The organism is Pseudomonas floridensis (genome assembly GCF_002087235.1).
Lineage (GTDB): Bacteria > Pseudomonadota > Gammaproteobacteria > Pseudomonadales > Pseudomonadaceae > Aquipseudomonas > Aquipseudomonas floridensis.
Genome location: NZ_MUIO01000021.1, coordinates 108,775 through 129,430 on the forward strand (window position 1 = coordinate 108,775; position 20,656 = coordinate 129,430).

At 52.9% G+C, this 20,656-nt stretch carries 16 protein-coding genes; all 16 read left to right on the plus strand.

The annotated features are described in order from the left end of the window. Positions 1–156: 156 nt before the first annotated feature. The 16 genes from BZK31_RS07785 to traA all read left to right on the plus strand — a co-directional run bounded on the left by BZK31_RS07785 (position 157) and on the right by traA (position 20,613). A complete protein-coding gene (locus tag BZK31_RS07785; RefSeq protein WP_016971495.1) occupies positions 157–366 on the plus strand; it encodes a hypothetical protein in 210 nt (69 codons plus the stop codon). Positions 367–461: 95 nt separating this feature from the next. After that, positions 462–641: a hypothetical protein gene (locus tag BZK31_RS07790; protein ID WP_083182162.1), complete on the plus strand. Its 180-nt coding sequence runs from the start codon at positions 462–464 to the stop codon at positions 639–641. Further along, positions 622–1,125, plus strand: coding sequence for a hypothetical protein (locus BZK31_RS07795; protein WP_083182163.1), 504 nt, complete (start codon positions 622–624; stop codon positions 1,123–1,125). Before BZK31_RS07790 ends, BZK31_RS07795 begins: the two co-directional genes overlap by 20 nt. Before the next feature lie 185 nt (positions 1,126–1,310). Beyond that, positions 1,311–2,354, plus strand: a complete 1,044-nt coding sequence (locus BZK31_RS07800; protein WP_244182648.1) for a YqaJ viral recombinase family protein — start codon at positions 1,311–1,313, stop codon at positions 2,352–2,354. Between the two features lie 100 nt (positions 2,355–2,454). Further along, entirely contained in the window at positions 2,455–5,004 is a 2,550-nt protein-coding gene (mobH, locus tag BZK31_RS07805) for a MobH family relaxase (RefSeq protein WP_083182165.1), read from the plus strand. Beyond that, on the plus strand, positions 5,001–6,830 hold the full coding sequence (gene traD / locus BZK31_RS07810; RefSeq protein WP_083182166.1) for a conjugative transfer system coupling protein TraD: 1,830 nt from the start codon (positions 5,001–5,003) through the stop codon (positions 6,828–6,830). The genes mobH and traD overlap by 4 nt, the downstream gene beginning before the upstream one ends. 14 nt (positions 6,831–6,844) lie before the next feature. Beyond that, positions 6,845–7,201: a hypothetical protein gene (locus BZK31_RS07815; protein ID WP_083182167.1), complete on the plus strand. Its 357-nt coding sequence runs from the start codon at positions 6,845–6,847 to the stop codon at positions 7,199–7,201. Further along, on the plus strand, positions 7,194–7,841 hold the full coding sequence (locus BZK31_RS07820; protein ID WP_083182168.1) for a DUF4400 domain-containing protein: 648 nt from the start codon (positions 7,194–7,196) through the stop codon (positions 7,839–7,841). The genes BZK31_RS07815 and BZK31_RS07820 overlap by 8 nt, the downstream gene beginning before the upstream one ends. 87 nt (positions 7,842–7,928) lie before the next feature. Further along, positions 7,929–8,714, plus strand: a complete 786-nt coding sequence (locus tag BZK31_RS07825; RefSeq protein WP_083182169.1) for a DsbA family protein — start codon at positions 7,929–7,931, stop codon at positions 8,712–8,714. Beyond that, positions 8,711–8,998 carry a type IV conjugative transfer system protein TraL gene (gene traL / locus BZK31_RS07830; protein ID WP_083182170.1) on the plus strand — a complete coding sequence of 96 codons (288 nt, stop codon included), beginning with the start codon at positions 8,711–8,713 and terminating at the stop codon, positions 8,996–8,998. Before BZK31_RS07825 ends, traL begins: the two co-directional genes overlap by 4 nt. Further along, positions 8,998–9,636, plus strand: coding sequence for a TraE/TraK family type IV conjugative transfer system protein (locus BZK31_RS07835; RefSeq protein ID WP_083182171.1), 639 nt, complete (start codon positions 8,998–9,000; stop codon positions 9,634–9,636). The genes traL and BZK31_RS07835 overlap by 1 nt, the downstream gene beginning before the upstream one ends. A gap of 183 nt (positions 9,637–9,819) precedes the next feature. After that, positions 9,820–10,860, plus strand: a complete 1,041-nt coding sequence (locus BZK31_RS07840; RefSeq protein ID WP_083182172.1) for a type-F conjugative transfer system secretin TraK — start codon at positions 9,820–9,822, stop codon at positions 10,858–10,860. Positions 10,861–10,872: 12 nt separating this feature from the next. Next, positions 10,873–12,189, plus strand: a complete 1,317-nt coding sequence (locus BZK31_RS07845; RefSeq protein ID WP_083182173.1) for a TraB/VirB10 family protein — start codon at positions 10,873–10,875, stop codon at positions 12,187–12,189. 10 nt (positions 12,190–12,199) lie between these two features. After that, positions 12,200–12,697 carry a type IV conjugative transfer system lipoprotein TraV gene (traV, locus tag BZK31_RS07850; protein ID WP_083182174.1) on the plus strand — a complete coding sequence of 166 codons (498 nt, stop codon included), beginning with the start codon at positions 12,200–12,202 and terminating at the stop codon, positions 12,695–12,697. 100 nt (positions 12,698–12,797) lie between these two features. Next, positions 12,798–20,129 (plus strand): Ig-like domain-containing protein, encoded by a 7,332-nt coding sequence (locus BZK31_RS07855; protein ID WP_208617185.1) that lies wholly within the window; start codon positions 12,798–12,800, stop codon positions 20,127–20,129. 139 nt (positions 20,130–20,268) lie between these two features. Then, the gene (traA, locus tag BZK31_RS07860) at positions 20,269–20,613 is read left to right on the plus strand and encodes a TraA family conjugative transfer protein (protein ID WP_083182175.1); all 345 of its coding nucleotides are present in this window, start codon (positions 20,269–20,271) and stop codon (positions 20,611–20,613) included. The last annotated feature ends 43 nt before the right edge of the window (positions 20,614–20,656 follow it).

The window sequence follows — 20,656 nt, forward strand, 5'->3', positions numbered from 1 at the left end:
AGGGGGCTCCGTCAGTTTAAAAGGAACCAATCAGATGGCTGACTTGATCGTCTTCATTCTGACTCTGCTGCTGCCATAAGCATCAGCAAACAAACTCCCTGACGGGGCATATCCCGCCAGGTGATTGCCCTTGTCGCTCTCTGAAAGGAAAACGATATGGCAACTCATACCCAAGATGCAGAAAGCCTAGATCCCCCTGTTGAACAACAGAGGGATCTATTGGCCTCCGCAATCGGAGAAGCTTTGGTGAAGGCCGGAATGATCGGCCCAAACACGCCCCTCACAGGGCCTCAGCTTCTCTACTTCCTCGATCAGCTGGTTGATCACTACAACGAGCTGTGCCGCTCGGTCGACGTTGTTTACTGAGACTTAGCCGCAATACACACCACCCTGAGGGGGCATCGCCCCTACAGGGAAGGTGCCTCTTTTTCAGGGCTAAAAATCTGAGAAGGAGATACACCATGCGGACTTACATCCTATCGATGACCATCCTGCATACACGGCAGAAGGCTACCTACCGTTGTGAAGCAACCACCTTCGGCGAAGCGATCGACAAAGCAGAAAAAGCTCATCCGGGCTTCTTTTCCGTTCTGACCAACTCCCTGCCAGGAGAGCAGAACAATGCGACCGTCAACCGTTGAGCGCCTGAAGGAATCCCTTGCTAGCTGGGGGGAGATGAAAGAGGAGGGTGGTGCGTTCGCGGAATACGCTGACGAAATGATCGAGCAATTTCAGGTGAAGCTCATTCTCCTGGAATACCTGCTCTGTCAGTTCGCTATCCATGGACTTGGCTTGACGCTGAAGCATCGGAGCCGGGATGCCTGGGGTGTTCTTATCCCAGACGCATCTCAGCAAGGGCGCTTTCGGTGGCAGGCGTTTCAACGTGATGGCTTCACCGGCCATTGCACGCATGACACGCCGGAGCTCTGCATTGGCGACATGCTTGACGATGGATACGCGCTTCTCGATATGGGGGCGCTTGATCGATTGTCGGGTACCGTTGAATGGCAGCGCGGCATGGAGATCGTCGCTGTGATTCAGGCTTGCAATGCAGGTCAGTTGAGCTTCGAGGATGCCATGCGCAAGCGAGAAGAAATTTACTCCCGCTATGCGAAGGTTGCGTAAGCGTGAGCATCACTGGAACACCAGAGAAAGAATATCCCCCAGGGGGCGAAAGCCCTCAGGGGATTTCGCCTTTTTGGGGGTGCCACTTGGGTTTTCGAGCCAGGGTGGTGAACTTGAGAAAAGGAGAAATCAGATGAAGACCTTTGAATCCAGCCGCTTGCTGGAGTTCTATGGGGGTGTCAGCAATGAAGATCGTTGACATCGCACAGCGGACTCCCGAGTGGCATGAGTGGCGAAGGGAAGGCATCAGTGCAACCAGTTGCGCGGTCATCATGGGTGAGAACCCAGATAAAACGCCCCTGGAACTGTGGAAAGAACTGGTCGGAATTGTCGAGCCAGCTGACTTGTCGGTAATCCCGCAGGTTAGGAGGGGAGTCAAGTTCGAACCGCTAGCGCTACAAGCCTTTGAGGACAAGTACGGCAAGATGGCTTTGCCGTTCTGTGCAGAGTCGACCGCATACCCTTTCATTAGGGCATCGTTCGATGGAGTTCTGGATGACAAGTCTCCGGTAGAGATCAAGAATCTCTCCGAAACCAACCATCTGGAGGTGCTGCAACTCAGGGAGCATAGCAAGGCATTTAAGCTGTACCGCTGGCAAGTGATGCATCAAATGATCGTCAGTGGAGCACGGCGCGGCTACCTGTGGTTTTGGTCGCCGAAGCATGAACCCTGCTGTTTGATCGTTGACTGGGATGACCTCCTGGTGAGGCGAATCATTCAGGCAGAAGAAATCTTCTGGGGGCTGGTGATGCGCGGTGTGCCGCCTGAGGCCGATCCGAAGCGGGACGTTATTCCGCTGGATAGGCTGGACCTGGCTGCATGGCGTCCGCTAGCAAATGCCAGGAGGGCGAAGGAGAGCAAGATTGCTGAGCTGAAGGCCCAGTTGAAAGTGCTCACGATGGAAGCAAAAGACCTTGAGGCCGAGATCCTGCCGTTGCTGGGGGAGTTCCGCCGGGCCGATGCTCTGGGTGTGAAAGTCACGAACTACGAAGTGGCTGGCACTGTGGATTGGAAAGGTGTTGCGCACGAGCTGGAGGCGGTTATTCCGCCCGATGTGATCGCGAGACACCAGACCGGTTCGTCAATGGCTACGCGGGTCTCTGTGGATGCCTCCTACGATGAAAGTAAGGCCAAGCCTGAGCCGTTGCCCCGCATACGGCAAAAGGTGGACGTAATAAATGAGACGGTCGAAGAGCCGTCGCAGTTTTTCGGAACCTTCTGGTTCTAACCCCTCAGCCCGGCACTTGCCGGGCTTTTTTTCGACCATAAAACCGCCTGAAAACGAAACTCAAGGCGGTATCCCTCACGCATCATTCTCAGCACACAATATGGCCGAGAAGCGTATGCCTGCATTTTCATTTCTGAAACGCCTGTGGCCTCGAAGCGAGCGTGCCCTTACGGACAGCTTCGCGCACCCGGCCGAACAGATGATTACTCCTGAGATCAAGCGTTACTTGGAGAACCATAACTGGCGAAACCTTCGGTACCCACCCTACCAAGAGGGCTATCCAGGCGGGGTTCCCGGCCAGTGGTTCATGCGTAACTATCAGCACGAACTGTACGACCGAATTATTCATTCAGTCGGTATGCCTGCCAGTGACCTCCAGCTCTACGTTGAGCCGATTCTGGTGAATTTCGCCGAGTTGGCGCACATGTTGCCGGCCTCGGAGAACCACCATCACTCAGGGCCAGGGGGGCTGCTCCGGCATAGCCTTGAGGTCGCCTCACTTACCCTGGATGGGTGCCTTACGACTGCTTTTGACACAAACGAGACGCCTGCACGGCGAAGTATGCGCCTGCGTCGGTGGTATGTAGCGGGCATCGCATCAGGACTGCTACACGATGCAGGGAAGCCTCTCACGGATATTCGCGCCACTGACTTTGAAGGCAACAACCAGTGGATCTATGCGCAAGAGACGCTTCATGAATGGTCTGTTCGAAACAAGCTGAACCGCTATTTCCTGCATTGGAATTCCAATAGGCATGGGAATCACGTTCAGGTCTCTGTAGCGCAAGCCACTCGAATCATCCCGCCAGCTGTACAGGCGTGGCTGATTGAAGGTGGCCACGACATCTACGAAGCGCTCCTCGATGCAATTTCCGGGGCCGGCAGCTCGCCTCTAACCGATTTGGTCAAGTGGGCCGACTCTGCATCCACCAAGCGCGATCTCAATCGAGGCTCGAATAATGGCGGCGGCAATGCAACAGGCGTCCCGGTACCGCGATTGGTGTCGGATGCGATGCTGCGTTTGCTGAGTGACGGAACCTGGAAAATAAACACTCCTGCCGGGCGCGTATGGGTTGCAACTGATGGTGTCTACATCGTTTGGAACCAGGGTGCGGAAGAGATTGTGAAGATGCTGGTTGGTGACGGGGTTGTGGCCATCCCGAGGTCACCTGACACGTTAATTGGTACCTTGGTAGAGCACGGAATAGCAGAGAGAGCGCCAAACGGAGAGCTGTACTGGCTGGTTACACCGCACCTTCTGCGTAAGAACGGAAAAGGTCCGGCGCTGCGCTGCATGAAGCTGGTTAATCCGGACATCCTTTTCCCAACGACACCGATCCCGCCGCCCGTATCCATCAGCCTTGGGAAGGAGGGAAAGCAGAAGGATGTCATTGCCCCTAACGATACGGCCGGCGCAGCCGCGAACGCGCTCAGTGAGCATCAGGAAGACCTGTTTGGGGCTGATCTGACCGGTGACTCGAACGGTGATACTGACGCCGATTCAGGGCAGGCATCTCACAAAGAATCCACGGCTTCGAAGCCAGCAAGAAAGAAAAAGGCTGCTCCAAGGCAAGCAGCGCCGGTACCAACGACTGCTTCTTCAGGGGTAACGCTCAATCAAGCGCGGATCACCGTCGAAGGCGATCCTGTTGCTGCGAAGTCAGAGCCGGAGGCTGACAACACCGTTGTAACCGTTCCCTCCCAACCAGAGGAAGTTATGGAGCCCGAGCCGGAGGAAGCAACTCAGGAGCCTCCTGCCAGTCTTGAGGAGATGCTGCTCTTTTTGAGCCCCCATTCGCCTGTGGCTGAGCCCCCTCAGGAAGAGGCTATCCCGGCCGCTGAGGCTGAAACGAGCACCGAGTCCTCTGACGCTGATACCCAAGCTGGATCAGGGCAAGGGGCACAGGAGCTGTTGCCTCGCCAGGAAAAGATCTCCCTCAACACCATCATGGGGCAAGGCAAACGCACGCGTAAGGCTACGCCGCCGATGGAAACGAAGAAACAAGAAGTCGGAGAGGCTGGCCCTGTGGCGGGTGAGACTTCAGCCGCTTCCAGCATCTTGCCCGCCGATGTTGCATCTAAGCTCACAGCGCACGAATGCTACCTACTGGAGCGACAACCCGATCTTACCCAAAAGCTCATTACGGCGACTCAAGACCCCGAGAATGCTGCATTAGCAAGAAATAAGGTATTCGTTCGGCTGGGAAAATCCTCGTTCCTTGCTGAGGACATCCACCCGCTCGTCCATGCGGGATGGTTGTGGCAGGACATTACTGTCGAAGGGCCGGCCCTGACCCGCACCCTACAGTCTCGTGAAGGCTTCATGCTCACCGCCGACTACAGCGTCATCTACTGCAAGTTAGCGGAGCTGGACTGGGCTATTCCTCACATATCTCGGCTTCGCGAGGCCGACATCCCAAGCCTCGAGCAAGCTGTGAAGACGCTTATCGAGAAGGCCGTACTTGAGGAAATAGGCGGCTCGCCTGTGCTCAGTCTCACAACTTTCATGCTCACGAATGTCGCTGAGCAGTTCGGTATCACATCAACATCTCTAGAGAACGCAGTGTTCTGCTTCCGCGATGCCGTCAAGGTCGCCAAGCGCAGAAAAATCTTCGTTCGCCCCCTTTACGAGGAGCTTCCCAAAAAATGAGTGAATGGGATTACACCAGTTACTGGCGGAAAAACTACGAGGCGCGGGAAGCTGCTGCGTGGGGTTCTTCAATGCTCGCCGGCACCGCCGTTCAATTGATGACGCAGATGCCGGTAACCCCATATCTGATCACGCTTGGAGTGCAGGCTGGATTCGCGTTAGCTGCTATCCCACGGGCGTTACGCGTTTACCAAGCAAAAGCTTGCCTGCTAGGAAAAGAGTTGTCGTTTATCACCTTGGAGGAGGTGATGGAGCTGGTAAAGCGTCATCCTCACGAATTCTATTTCGGCGAGGCGTTTTCTTGGAGGCAAATGCACGGGCAATACGCCTTTGAGCTTCAGGCAATGGATGTAGAGGCCATTCTAGGAAAGAGAGGTAGGCGCCAGGCCAATGTGAAGGGCACGCGGTGGATACACGGTATTGGTATGGCAGAAGAAGAGCCATGCTTTCGGCCACACGATCAACGTTCTATTCATCATTTGATAACTGGTACTACCGGTGCCGGAAAAAGTCGATGGTTTGATATCGCTATTGCTCAGTGCGTTGCCCGCGGAGAGGCGGTTATCGTAATTGACCCAAAAGGGGATAAAGGTCTTGCTGCTACATGTAAGCGCGCCTGTGCTGCGGTCGGTAAACCGAGCTTGTTCAAATATTTCCATCCGGCGCATCCAGACAAATCCGTTCGTTTATCTCTGACGAAAAACTTCGGCCGAGCTACTGAAATTGCGTCTAGGGTCGCGGTGTTAATGCAGAGCAAGGCAGGTGATCCGTTCCAGGCCTTTGCCCAAATGTCGTTGAACAGCGTTATTCAGGCCATGCTGATATGCAACATTCTTCCAACACTCGTTGGAATCAGGCGGACACTCGAAGGTGACGTTCCTGGGCTAACAATCAAAGTTGTGATGGCCTATGGAGCGAAAGTGTTTGGGGAGGCTGAATTTACACGCATGGCGGACTCAGCAGTTTTGTCCGCAAAAGTAAAAGACATTGAGCAAAAAGCTAAGGTATTGCGCCGCGTTTACTACAACGACATTGCGAAGGTCAAAGCGAATACTGACCTTGAAGGTTTGCTGACAATGCTCGAACACGAGCGGGCACACTTCAGCAAAATGATCGCCGGTCTATTGCCTATTCTCACAATGCTCACATCGGGCGAGATGGGCCCATTGCTATCTCCGCACACCGACGACGAAGATCCTCGACTAATAAGCGACCTCAACTCGGTAATCAACGCTGACCAAGTTCTGTACCTCGGCCTCGATTCACTTGCGGACCCAATGGTTGGTTCGACTATCGGTTCGCTTGCTCTGGCCGACTTGGCCTCTACAGCTGGTGAGATTTACAACCATAGGTTGCCTAAACCAGTAAACATATTTGTTGATGAGGCTGCTGAAGTTATCAACGACCAGCTCATTCAACTGCTTAACAAGGGGCGTGGCGCGGGAATCAATCTTTACATTGCGACGCAGACAATTGCCGATTTCGTAGCCCGTATGGGCGACGAGGCCAAGGCAATGCAGGTACTTGGTAACTGCAACAACATCATTTGTTTCCGCGTCTTGGACTCCGATACCCAAGAGTTTGTATCGAAGAAAATGACACCGACGCGGTTCAAATACGTGATGCGAACTCAGGGCAACTCAGCAGGTGAGGGTGGAGTGTTGCAGGGAGGTAATGTCGGCGAGCGTCTTATGCAGGAGGAGGGTGAGCGCTTCCCTGCCGCTCTTCTCGGAGAACTACCCGACTTGGAATTCCTTGCGATCTTCGCCGGCGGCGATATCCGCAAGGGGCGACTCCCTATTCTCACCGGCCCGACTGCCAACTGATTCCGGAGTAAAAAATGACTGTCTCGATTCCACTAGAAATTCAGCGGCTCACTGGCCTGGATGAGGCCTCAACAACTCGCCTGCGCACGTTTGATCTGGAATGGCGTTGTGGCACGCAATTCATCTTCAAGATGCTTGAGGCGGGTCATAAACCCGAGGTGATTGGCGCTGCCCTGATCGACGTGCTGGTGGCTTACCAGCGTATGTGTCGCGAAGGCATCAGCGACTTCATCCGGCTTCGGGTAGTGCTTGGCCACATCCTCCAGATCCTCACGAGCTACGGCAACGCCCCTGCACAGGATGATGTCGTCCGCTGGTGCGAGACAACCAATGTCCCGCAACCTATCCGGGAGTACCTGATCAATGGCTGACGTAATTGAAGAGAAGTGGCCAAAGGGTGTTATGGCCTCTATAGCGTTCTTCTTCGTACTGATCCTGATGCTAGCCACAGTTGCTCCGAACAAACTTGTGGATACGGTGATGCTGAAAGAGCGGAAGTGGGGCGTCGAGTTGCTTGGCAATTCGGACATGGACAAGGTGCTTGATAAGACCAATCGCTACTACTCGGCACTGGTCATCGACTCCGGGGCAAAAAAGATTGTCTCCGATATGCTGATGCCTCGAGGCGGTACAGTGGATGCCTTCGAAAAGAACGTGGATTGGTGGTTTCGGTATCTTGAATCCCGAGGCGAGGCGGTCCAGAAAATCATCTACCAGATGGTGTACCGGATCGTTTTGACGCTCTACTGGTTGCCACTGCTGATCGCTGTTCTGGTACCAGCTATTTATGCCGGCTGGATGCGTTGGAATGCCAAGCGACATGGATTCGACTACTCATCGCCCTTCCTGAATAACAACGCGGCGATCGTCCTGTCATGGGGCGGAATGCTCATCGTGCTCAGCGTCTTGATGCCTCTACCGTTACCGCCGCTCGTTATCTCAACCTTCATCGTCATCATGCTGCCTGTCGTGCTGTCTGTGCTGATTAGCAATCTGCCAAAGCGCATTTGAATTCTGACCACAAAACCGCCTGAAAACGAAACTTTCAGGCGGCTTTTATCCGCAGAATGCCCCTAACACAACGACAGGCTGACCCTTATGGCAACGAAAACGACATCCTCGAAAACGATCCCGTTTGCTATCGCTATCACAGCTCTAGCCACCGCTCTGGTAGTGGGCTCGTACTACCACGTCACCACCATGAGCGAGCTGCAAGGCCAGGTCAAAAGTCTCGAGGGTGAACTGGCTATAGCGAAAGCACAGGCAATTGACCCCTCCGCGATTCAGGAGATCGTTGACAACCTCAAACAGCACCCAGAAGAGGATATCCCCGCAGCTCCGGACAACTGGATCTATGGCGCTGCATCTGCTCGATACACGCTCATCGAGATGACGGACACGGAGTGCCCCTATTGCCGCGACCATTTCCCCCTCTTGAAAGCGCTCATCGAGTCGTCAGCGGGGCAAATTAATGCCGCAATTCTCCATGTTCCAGCTCTTGGTGAGGCTTCGCGCCGGCAAGCTCTGGCCATCGAATGTGCTGGTGAGCAAGGTGGTTCAGATGCTGCCTGGAAGTACACCCAGACGGTGTTCGATAAAACAGGTGGCAACGGCAAGGGGGTTTCAGAATCGCTCGTATCCCTTGCGACTCAGCTTGGCCTGGATGGGAAGCGCTTTGCGGCCTGCACAGATTCGAAGCAGGCCATCGAACGAGTAACCGGCGACCTTGATCAAGCAATAAAGCTGGGCATCCAACAGACTCCTTCGACCCTGCTCCTGGATAATCAGACAGGCATGTCGATGGTTCTTCAAGGTGCCAACGCCAGTCATGAAGGCATCCTTAAGGCGATCGCCAGCATCAGCAAAGCAGGGGGTGCAAAGTGAGTGAGCCCATCAAAATACCTGCATACATCGACCAGCCACCTCACGTGATGTTTTGGCGTTTGGATGAGGTGATGCCTATCGGAATTGGATTGGTTGCCGGCGTTCTCCTGGCACAGCTAATTCTCTGCACGGCGGCGGGTCTGTTGCTCGCTCGCTTCTATCGCCGCTTCTGCGACAACCGCCCTGATGGCTATCTGCTTCACGCCATTTACTGGCACTGGGGAGCTATCGGCCGGAAGAGAGTGCGATCCATGCCCAATTCCTACGAGAGAGAGTTCGTCTGATGCTTTTAAAGTCGCTTAGCAATTCGTTTGATGGCATGCGCGGAGAAAATCAGTTTCTGCGCATTGCCGTTGCTGGCCTTGTATTGAGCAATCTGCTGGTGTCCTGCTCTGCTCTCAACAAGGATGAAGTGGTAACCGTGGTACCACCCACTCTGACTGAGAAGGCCTGGGTCAGCAAAACACAAAGTTCCGGTGAGTATGCCGACGCATGGGCTCTGTACATCGCGATGATGCTGGGTAACGTCACCCCGCATAATGCCTCTGTAGTGAAGGATGCCCTGGGGCCTATCCTCGATAAGGCCATCTATCAAGACACGATGAAGGTTCTCGATACTCAAATTCATCAGATCCGCCAGGATCGTGTGACCCTGAGCTTCGAGCCGCAGAAGGTGCTCCGCGATAACATCAACGAGAACAAGTTCTACGTTACTGGCCGCTCCGTTAGTGAAGGGCCGGCTGGCGATAAAAAGCGTAGCAACCGAACCTACGAGTTTGAGATTGTGATCAAAGACTACAAGCCAGTACTGAGTTGGCTCAGCACGAACTCTGGTGATGCTCGAACTCAGGATGTAGTTGATCGCGAGAACAGTAAGGCCGAGAAACAAGCAGAGCGCGAGAAAAGAAAAAATAATCAGTAGCGCCAAGTTAAGGCACAAAAAGCCCATGCCGATGTTTTTGGCATGGGCTTTTTTTTGGTATCGCCGGTCAACGCCTATACAGAATTGCCCTCCGTTTTCAGACGCAAAAGTTGCTTGAAAACGCGACTCAAGCGGCGGAATGCCCTCCAGAATTGACGACAACTCAGAGCAGAGGTCGTCTCGATGTCACTTCCAGTTTCCCTCCATTTTTTCAAGCCAGCTGTGCTGGTACTGGCTATGGCGGCTGCACTGCCAGCTGTTGCCCAGGATCAGATTCAGATACCAGGCATGAACATGCCAGTTGCTGCCAGCGTGCAGCCTCATGTGGTTGCCAAGCCTGTCGCTACTCCAGAAAGCGTCTCGGAACGACAGGAGGAACCTCAGACGGAAAAGAAGCAACGTCTGGTCGCCGTCACTCCGGGCTCTGCTGAAAACCCCAGCGTGCCGGCCAGCGTTATGAAAAAGCCTGTGCCAACGCAGCCAATCGAGTCCCGCCAAGACGTGGTTGTTTCGAATGGCACCAATACCCTGATTCCCATCAGCCGTGGCCAAATGAACCGTATCGTCACGCCGTTCGATGTACCTAAAGTCCAGACAGTGAGCACGGCCGATATTTCGGTAAGCGGTAACGTTCTTTACGTCACAACTTCCGAAGATAAGCCGGTGACTATGTACGTCACACCGGACGACGATGAGACCGTAGCAATCTCCCTGACCTTATTGCCGCAGGGCGTTCCTCCCATCCAAGCAAACCTGATTCTGGCGAAAAATGTGCAAGGCCTTGCGAGCGGCTTGCCAGTCACTTCGTCTACGAACTACAGCGGCCAAGCCCGGAAGTGGGAACGCTCTCAGCCGTACATGGACACGCTTCGCTCCCTGATGCGAGAAATGGCGCTGGGCAAGCTCCCACGTGGATACAGCTTCGGTGCTCTTACAAACGGAAACAAGATCCCTGCCTGCGCGCAACCAAGCCTCAGCTTCGATTTTAGCAAGTCGCAGCTGATCGAAGGTCATGACTTCAAAGTCTTCGTGGCCACGGCAGAGAACGTGTCGGCCAAGACTGTCGAGTTCGATCACGCCTCTTGCACTCACCCTCAACGAGCGGCTGTAAGCGCATGGCCAGATGAGGTGCTTGAGCCTGGCCAGAAAACAGAGGTGTTTGTAATCACTCGGGTTCCGACCGAAGTGCCGCAAAGCTCCACCCGCCCAAGCCTGTTGCAGTAAGGGGAACCATCCGTGAAAGCGATTCAGCAATTCTTCGAAAAACTCACGCCGAGGGGCAAGCTGATGCTTGCCATCGGTGGGACGGTTTTGATCGTCGGCACTGTCGTAGGCGTGGCCATGAACGCAGCAACTCCCGAGCGTAAGTCACGCGCAGCGGCAAAGCCTCAGGTCGAGGCCATCCTGACTGACGAAGACCCTCGTGCGCTGGGCATGGACTCCCTTGCGAGTCAACAACGACAGCTTCAGACGCAGATGAACCGCCTTGAGCGAACGTTGGGGCAGAAAGAGAAAGACGTTCAACTCAAAAACACGCAAGAGAAGGTGAGCGGCTTGGAGCAAGAGATCCAGTTGCTTCAGAAAGAGTTGGCGCGGGTTGGACGCGATAAGAAAGGCACCGAAGAGAACGGGGATAACTCCTCCGACAGTTCCGCCGCCAACCAGACACGGTCCCCTATCCCCCCTCGCGAATCGGTATTCGTCAACAAGGCGACGAGCTCGCCGGCACAGCTGACAGACGTTTACTCGAACTTGCCTCCAGAGCCGCCGGAAGACCCAAAGTCGCGATCCACTGACAAAACGGAAGCTCCAAAGATCCGGGTGATCAAGGCCAAGGAAGACGAGGGTAAGAAGGATAAGCCAGAGGAGCTTTCTGTGTCGCTGCCCGCGGGTTCGATTTTGTCCGGCGTCTTGGTTACAGGCATGGATGCACCGACAGGGAAGCAGGCACAGCGTGACCCCTTTCCAAGTCTCATCCGCATCAAGAGCGAAGCAATTCTCCCCAACCGCTTCAGAGCGGATTTCCGTGAGTGTTTCATGATCGCGGGTGGGTGGGGGGATCTCAGTTCTGAACGAGCCTACATGCGTGCCGAACGTTTGTCGTGCGTTCGCAATGACGGCTCGGTGCTTGAAGCAAGCGTCGAGGCCTATGCCACAGGAGAAGACGGTAAAGCAGGCTTGCGCGGCCGACTGGTAAGCAAACAAGGGCAAATCATCGCTCGAAGCTTGGGAGCAGGTTTTCTCCAAGGTATAGCCGGTGCTTTTAATGTCCAAAAGGTACCAACAATCAACGTAACTCGAGCTAGTGATGACGGCAAGACAGTAGCTCCAGTTTACGAGCAGGCATTCGATAGCAACGCGCTTCAGTCAGCCGGGTTCAGCGGAGCTGGCTCAGCGCTTGAACGGATTGCTGACTTCTATTTGGAGATGGCGGAAAGCATCTTTCCTGTTATTGAAATCGACGCGATGCGTGAAGTTGACTTCATCGTTAATAAGGGCATGACCGTAAAGTTCAATGCAACCACTCTTAAAGTCAATGATGTTAATCAGTAAGGACAACGTGATGATCAAGCAATTTATCCTGGCGATTGCAGTAACGGCACTGACTGGTTGCAATAGCATCATGGGTTTGGGCTCAGATGAGTATGCATGTAAGGGAATGCCAAATGGGGTTACCTGCATGTCCGCAAAAGATGTGTATTCGGCCACTGAAGGTGATGATTACAAGACTCAGCTTAAAAAAGAACAGGAGGGCGGGGCGGCGAGCAGCGATAAACCATCAACTGGCAGTGCTACCCGCGTGCTGATAGCTGAAGGATCAGATAACGCACCGGTACCGATGAGAGCAAGGAATCCGCTTCCAATTCGTTCGCAAGCAGTGGTTATGCGAATTGCTATCGACCCATGGGAGGACGAGAAGGGTGATTTGTATGTGCCTGGTTTCATTTACACCGAAGTGGAGGCACGCCGCTGGGAAATTGGGGCTAGAAATCCACAGCCTACTCCAACTCTCCGCCCGTTGAGTGTGATTGGAAATAGTGAAGGCGCTAAGAAGAAGTAGTCACCGTCCCTACAAACACCTTGCCTCGGCAAGGTGTTTTGGTTTGTGCCAATAGATTCGTAGTGGTTAAAAGCAGCTGCTCATATTGATAGGTACCAGTATGATTTATACAAAGTTTAGTAGATTGGCTTTTACACATACACTGATAATCTTTTTCTTAACCTGCATGCTCGCTAGCATTGCTAGAGCAGAATTAGTACAGGTTGAATACCCTTCAGCCAACGGCCAAAAAACAGTTTCAGCATCGAAAGAGATGTTCATTAGTCCAAAAGGGGACATCGCCGTATATTTAAGCGCCGGAGTAGACAGAATCCTGAAAGCCCGACTGCTGACCTCAAATGGCTCTGTATTTGCTGAAGCCAAGAGTAGTCTGTTGGGGGCAAACGACAAAATTCTTGTTAACGGGGTTTCTTACTATGGAACTGTATTAAAACTGCCTGCTCCTACGTCAGGAGATTTCACTCTTGTTGCAGAGATTCTGAATTCCGATGGAAGTGTTGTTCTTCAAAGTGATCGCTATAACCTACAGGTCGACGTAACTTCTCCAGTTATCGGAGGGGAAATAGTACGTACTAATGGTGGGTACAACTATCCTGTTAGCGTCTTAGCTCCGTTAGCTTGGGGGGAGGACGCAGGTGGTACGGTAACAGTATCAGGGCTAGCTGATAAAAATTCAGGTATAGATAAGGTAGAATTCTTTGCAATAGACACGAATGGTGTGCGAAGAGCAGTTCAGAGCCTTCTTAATGTTGAAGCGGCCAGTGCAACTGTAAAGATCACTGACATCACAAGCACGAGCATTACGCCTTACGATCGTCAAACATATACAATGGGCTTTCGCGTATTCGATAAAGCAGGTAACTACACCGAAAAAACAATACCTATAGCTGTAGACCGAAAAACACCCGAATACGTTCGGGTAGAAGTTTTCGATTTGCAATCAAATAGCTGGATAGCATATGCCCCTAAAATGACGGTCTATGCGAACCCGGTGAAGATTAGGTATGTGCGCAAAAAGGTTGATCATACTAATTTCAATGGAACACTGTTTGGTTGGGGAGATAGTATCTACAACAGTCAGGACGCTGAATTTATATATTTCACCACCGACCTTGAGTACCCCAAAAATTCTATAAACTATTTTGTGTTTCAGAACAAAGCAGGGTTAGCATCAGTCCAGTATTATTCGAACTTCACATTCACCTTGGCCCCAGGGGTTGAAGGCGGTCCTGTTCCAATCGGTCTTACCTATCAGATCCAGGGAAGAGATTGGACAAATAGCGATACGATTCGAGAGTCAAAACCATTTGCAGTCTCGAGTGTTAAGATTTCAACTGAGCCCAGAGGTTATAACCAAATAGCAGGTGTAAATGGTGTTACTTGTGCTATTCCTGCCGGGCAAAAAGAATGCATACTTAACCCTAATATTAAGATTTCGTCCGACCGCGGTTATGTTCCTTATCCATACTTTGTCTCTAGAGATGATGGCACCTTTTCCGCCTATGGTGGATATTTATATACATATTGGGATTTTAATGCTCCTAAGGTAACGGGTATTCGGGTAGACTTTGCTGTACGTGAAGTTGTGGCGACTGTAGTCGATGACGATCGCATGCTCAATTGGCAGCATTATATGTGGGATACCCAAGAGTTTAGAATGATTCTTGAGGCTTCCGGGAAAAAGGCTATTACCTCTCCTTTCTCTGTTGTTGATCTTGACTACAAAACAAGAGAAGTTCGATTCAAACTAGGAAAGATCTCTAACGGGTTTTATCGAGTGGGTGTTGAGGCGGAGGATACATACGGAAATGTTGGCAATGCGTTCGTAACAGATAATACTTTCATTGATAGCAACGCACCTACCATCACCATTGCCGCCAAGGCCGCAATTGCAAGCCTCGATGAGATATTAATAACTATTAATGATGATGAAGATCCAACACCATCTATACAAAGAATAGCCCTCAAGGGTGGCCCGACCTCAACATCAGTAGACTTGGCCTGGCGCTCGGTTTCGTCCGGTAAGTATTTATTGGAGTACCCAATCATCTTTCCATCTGAGAATGAAAATGAGGTTTACTCTCTTGAGGTCACTGCTACAGACAAATATGGTAATGTCGCGATCCAAAGTAAGGCTTTCGCCTATAAGCCTCGTACTGTCGGGATTGTTAAACATCCCGATGGAGTAGTCCGTATCCCAGCTATCAACCATATTTTCAATCGGAATGATGGTACTGAAGTTATCGATAGTGCCCCGCTCACACTCAATGATGGATCGGTTGTTGCAGGCTCTTATGACTTGATCGCGTCTTTGCGTGGAGACGCTGTAGGTAGTTTAGTAGTTGCAGGAGTTTTGATTGAACCTGGCGCAACGATCGTTGTTGGGAAAATAAATTTTTCGAATACACAGGGCAGAATTAGCATACCCGTTAAATCTGGAGCGGAGGGTGTTATTGGGTCTAACAATCTAATTCTTTCTACTTCTGCACCCAATGCCCCCATAGTCTCCACAAATATCCGAACTTGGATGCCTGCGCCAATTGTTTCTTTAACAAGTGGACCGATTGTACAGGCGATGACTGATATTGCTGCTAAAATTGAACTTCCTGCGACTTCGGTTTGCAAGATAACATCTTCGGAAGTTGAAGCGAGAGAATCAGATGCTTTGCTTTCGCCTATGTGCTTACTTGAGTGGACAGAAGTTCCTAGCGGACTTGCAGTAACTGTTGACAGAACAGACGGTGTTACTAAATCATTTTTGAAGGGGCGTGCTTTGGAGTCGGGAGCACACAAGATTTCGTACTCGATTTCAATATTCAACAAAGGTAAAGAGAAGGTAGTTCTTCACCAAGGGGAAAAAGAGCTTTTAGTAGAACCAGCAACTGGATCATCTTCGTTCCAACAGTCCTTGAGTAAACGATCCGTTACACGCGCTCTCGACAATGTTTCGTTGACGATGACACAGCTCTCTGGCCCAACGTGTTCTATCACTGGTGATGAGGCGGCGGCAAAGAACGCAGGCATGAGCGGCGGTGCTTTAAAGTGCTTGATTGAGTTCTCGGTGATACCGAAAGACCTGGACATCAAAGCGCTTGATCCTCTTGAGTTGACCGGCGTTTTCACCCGTTCTGGGCAGCATCCGCTCCGCTGGACGGCTAGTGTCTACGACACCACCGGTAAAAAGATTACCCTCGAAGAGGGGCAATCGGTGATTCAGGTAATAGAACCGCCTGTAACAACTAAACTTACGGTCAGCGTCAACGAAAGCTCATCGGTGGAGGCAACTCCTGTAGAGGACTTCCCGGCGGCGTGGGAGAAGAAAACCTATTCAGTTCTGTCGAACCCATCACAGGGCTCTGTGGTGGCGACCCCTACTGGGTTCACCTACACCCCGAAGGCTGGATACGTTGGCTCCGATGAGTTCAGGTACCGCGTGCAAGACGTATCTGGGATGAGTGCTGAAGCTATCGCGGTGGTGAATGTCGCGAAGTTCAATTACGCCCCTACCTGGACGGGAGTAACCATTCAGGCCCGCGAAGGTCAGGTGAGTGACCAAGTTGATCCTGAGGTGCATGACATCAATCTCTGGGACAGCCATACGTTCAAGATCCTCACGAACCCGGCTCACGGGACTGTCCGTGTGTTCTACGGCCGTATGGAGTACACCCCTAATCCGGGTTTCTATGGGGAGGATTCGTTCACCTTCAGCGCCACGGATCAGGAAGGGCTCAGTGTTGAAGGGGAGGGAAAGGTCACAGTTACTCAGTTCAATTTTGCACCAACGGCTATCACCCCTTCGACGGTGAAGGTGTATGCAGGAATCGGTGGAACGGCCGATCTGAAAGTGATCGATCCGAACAACTGGGGCTCGCACACCTTACAAGTCGTCAAACAGCCAGCTCATGGCCACGTGACAGTTGAGGGAATGAGCATCACCTATAAAACCGATGGCCAGGCTGAAACCTCAGTTCAAATTCGTGCTATCGACCAAGATGGCCTCTATGTCGATCAAGATATTGTCCTGAAGCTTGTCCCGGCCTGGGAAATGTTCAAAGACCGCGAAGTTAAGCCTACCTCCGTAGCCCCGAGCATACCCGCCGTGAGGCACCAAATGACTACTCGTTTGGGTGCCTTTGCGCTCAGGATTCCCGACCAAGAAGTGATTCAGGCGCTCGGCGGCGAGATCATTGCTATCGTCACGCCTGACTCGAAAGTTGGGGTGACGCTGGAGCATCGTGAGCTTTCTCAAGGTATTGGTATGCGTCTGGTACCTGCCAAATTGAGTGCTGAACTGCTGGAGGCCCGTTTAGGCGGCTTGGATGTTGGGGTAGATGGGCAAGCCATCGTCTATCTAAGTCGCGCGGACATGACCGGCCCTGTGTATTCCGTGCCGGTGACCGTATGGTCTCCGGAGGGCACACTGACGGCTGATTCATGGGAGATTTTGCAAGCGTCTGGCCGTACTCAAATCAGCTTCAGCCCGAGCAATGGGGCATGCAGCATCATGACCAGCGAAGTTGTCGCGAAGACGAAAAATGCACTTCAGGATCGTGCTTGCTACGTCACCTGGACGAAAACCCCAGAAGAATGGCGTAACGCTAGTACCCTGGCCAACCTGTTGATGGATGCTGGTGGTAGTTCTTTGGGGAACCAAGCTATCGAGGCTAGCGCCTATGTGTTTGACACTAATGGCGTGAAATACAAGGTTGCTAGCTTCACTCGTGACCTGAAGATTCTTCCAGTCGCTGATCAGATACGCTTTGCCTTGAAGCCAGCACCAGTAGAGGCCTATCAGAAAGTCCAGGAGCTTTCCTTGTCGCTCCGTCACACGGATGGTCCTGTATGTGATGCAACAGCGAACGAAGGCGTAGCGAAAAAGACAGCACAGCAATGGTCGAGCCGCCCATCGTGCCTTATTCGTTGGATGCAGATGCCAGAAGGCATGGCCCAGCAGCGCAACACCGTCATGCCACTCGCGGAAGGAACAATGAGCCTGCTCGGGGCCAACAACATTTCCTGGAAGGCATCCATGTTTACTCCGAGTGGTCAGGAAATCGATATTGGCTACGGAGAGCACAGCGTAAACGTGGTCGAGCCACCCGCTGTCGAAATCGATATGCCGGCAAGCAACCTGGTAAAAGAGGGGCTTTATTCTGTCTCACAGCTCGGCGGCTATGTTGGTAGCGCGTCAGTGACCGCAATCGCGGCTTCCCTGGACGTGGCGATTAACCGGGCGGATGCACTGATTGAACGTTCTACGATTCCGAGCTACGGCCGTTCCCAGCGGTTTACGCGCTACATCGAAGGAGCCGAGGCCCCACTGTGGAGCGTAACGCCATACTCCATTGACGTTGGATACACCGCGCTCCCAAATATGAGGTCGACCAAGACCGCATCACTCCTGGCGGTCCCTCACGACAAAATTCTCCCTGTCATTCTCAATGACGAGAGAACCGTCCTGGATACGGTTAGCCTTCCAATCCGCGTGGCCATCAAAGACACCCGCTACATGGAGGATGCGTATCGGCTGAGCAGCATGGGCGACTGGGATATTCGCCTGCTTTCGACAACTGCCGGGGTCAACTACGAGCCGATGACAAACTGGGAACCAATCGACGAGAACGGGGAAGTTGAGTTCGAGGTCGATCTGCAATCGCTAACGAACAAAGCGGTTCGCATCATTGCTGAGGCGCGTGTTCGCTCTCCGGTGCCGGAATACGAGCTGATTCGGGAGTCGGGCTCGCCGATGGTGCTCTCCGTTCTCAACGGCGACTCCCTTGATGGTTCAATTCAGGCACTGCGCGTTATCGGCCCAGCTCCTCTTCGCAGCAGCTTCTACGCCGTCACCAATGATCGTTACCAGGCAGGAGACATTGGTGAGGTTCGCTGGGAAATGAGCAAAGACGGCGGTGTATCGTGGGAAGGCGTTGAGGCCAATGCGAAGCTGCCGCAACGGCTCAGCATGATCTTTCAGCGGGGTACATATCTGCTGAGGGCAGAGTTGACGAACCGCCATAGCGGCGCGAAATCCATGACGCCTACAGTCGAAGTTATTGCCTATGTCGTGCCTGTTGCCCGCCTCAAAGGCCCAGCAAACGTGTTTATTGGTGATAGCGGCACGTTCAAACTCACTGACCTCAAGGGTAATACGCTCGATACGACCGGAATGGTTGTGGAATGGTCGGAGGATCGCGGTAAAACTTGGGTCGCTGGGGACGGCTCCTACCGACTGGGCCGTAATTCTGCTGATCGTGTGTACCTGACGGCCAGGCTGAAGTACTCCGACTCCCCAGAGGACAAGCGCGTCTACAAAACCCTCCGCGCAGGTGTTGCGTTCCGGCCTGTCCGACCTCCTCGGGTACAGATAATCGGGCCGCGCCGTCCTGAGGTAGGAAAGGAAGCTACCTGGGTCGCCAACTTGATGATGCCGTACCCGAAAATGGATATGACAATGGATGGTGAGTTCATCTTGCCTGACGGCACGGTCGTCGACTCCACTGAAGTGAAGTACACCCCCACTCGGGAGGACATGGATAAAGAAGAGAGCTACATCAGCGTTCGGTCTTGGATCAATGGGTATGAGGATCGAGGCGGTTTGGGACTAACTCAGCACCGTCTCATTTTCTGGTCTTATGACTGGCCTGAGTGGAAGATCAACACGAAATACTCAGCGAAGTATGCGCCGGCAGACTTGACCATGACAGCTCGCTCTCTTGGCTTGTTCCGGGAATTCGAGGGCTTGACCATCGAGTGGGATATCCCACCCTACGCTGGCCTACAAATGATCAAGGACACCAACCAGACCAGTCGTATCGTGCGGCTGACTGAGCCGGGGATCTACACATTCGGCGCTCATATCTCCGACTCGCGGGGCAACTACAGCTATGCCGAAACAGAGATGGAGTTTTTGGAGCCTATTCCGTGGGATGTGAAATTGTCCTGGAGTGGGGATAACGACGCGAATCGTGCCCCGCTGGGCGTTCTGATCCGACCGTCAATCACCGGTGGGCACCCTAAGGATCAGATACTCAGCAAAACGTTCAGTCTCAACGGGGAGACGCTATCTAGCTCGGGGGACTATGGGCGAGCGACCCTTGAAAAAGAGGGTGTGTATACGGTGAAACTGGATGTCGCCAGCGCAATGGGCCACACCGCAGCAGGCGAGGTTGACATTCCGGTCGCAAGGAATAAGCCCCCGGTTTGCAAACTGGAGGTTGTGGTCGGTCGAACCTCCTGGCTGGCAAAAGCCGTTTGTACTGATGAAGATGGCCGGATGGCCAAAAACCTTTGGTTCATCAATGGTGAGCAGCAGGCTCTCAGCGCTAACAGCATCTCCGTACCAATGTGGCGTTATCCAAATGGCGAACCGGTAATTACCCTGGTAGGCATCGATAACTCTGGCGCGGAATCTCCTCCAGTCTCCAACAAGTAAAGGGAAGGGCCGCATAAAGCGGCCCTTTTTAATTTCCGTCGACAAATGCGCTTGAAAGCGAAACACAGGTTTGCGGAAAGCACGAAAAATGTCTCCGGAGCGCAGCCCCTGCGCATGTCAACCTCTAGGAGCAAGACCAATGCACGTCAACAAAGCAACCCTCCAAACGATGGCCATCGCAGCGGCAATGATGGTTGCCGGTACCGCGCTCGCGGGTACCGGCGGCGATACGTTCGATAGCGTGTGGATTACCTTGACTGAGTGGATGCAAGGTACCCTCGGCCGTATTCTCATCGGCCTGATGATCCTCACTGGCATCGGCGCAGGCGTTCTTCGCCAATCGCTCATGCCGTTCGTTACTGGCGTGGGCGGCGGTGTTGGCCTCTATGCTGCGCCGGATGTTATCGAGTCGGTAATGTCGGCAACTATCCCAGCAGCAGCTGTAGTCACCAACGCTCTCCAAGCCATGCCTGTAGGCTTCTGATCTCAGTCAGAACGACTCTCTGAAAGGCCTCTTTTTCCGACGC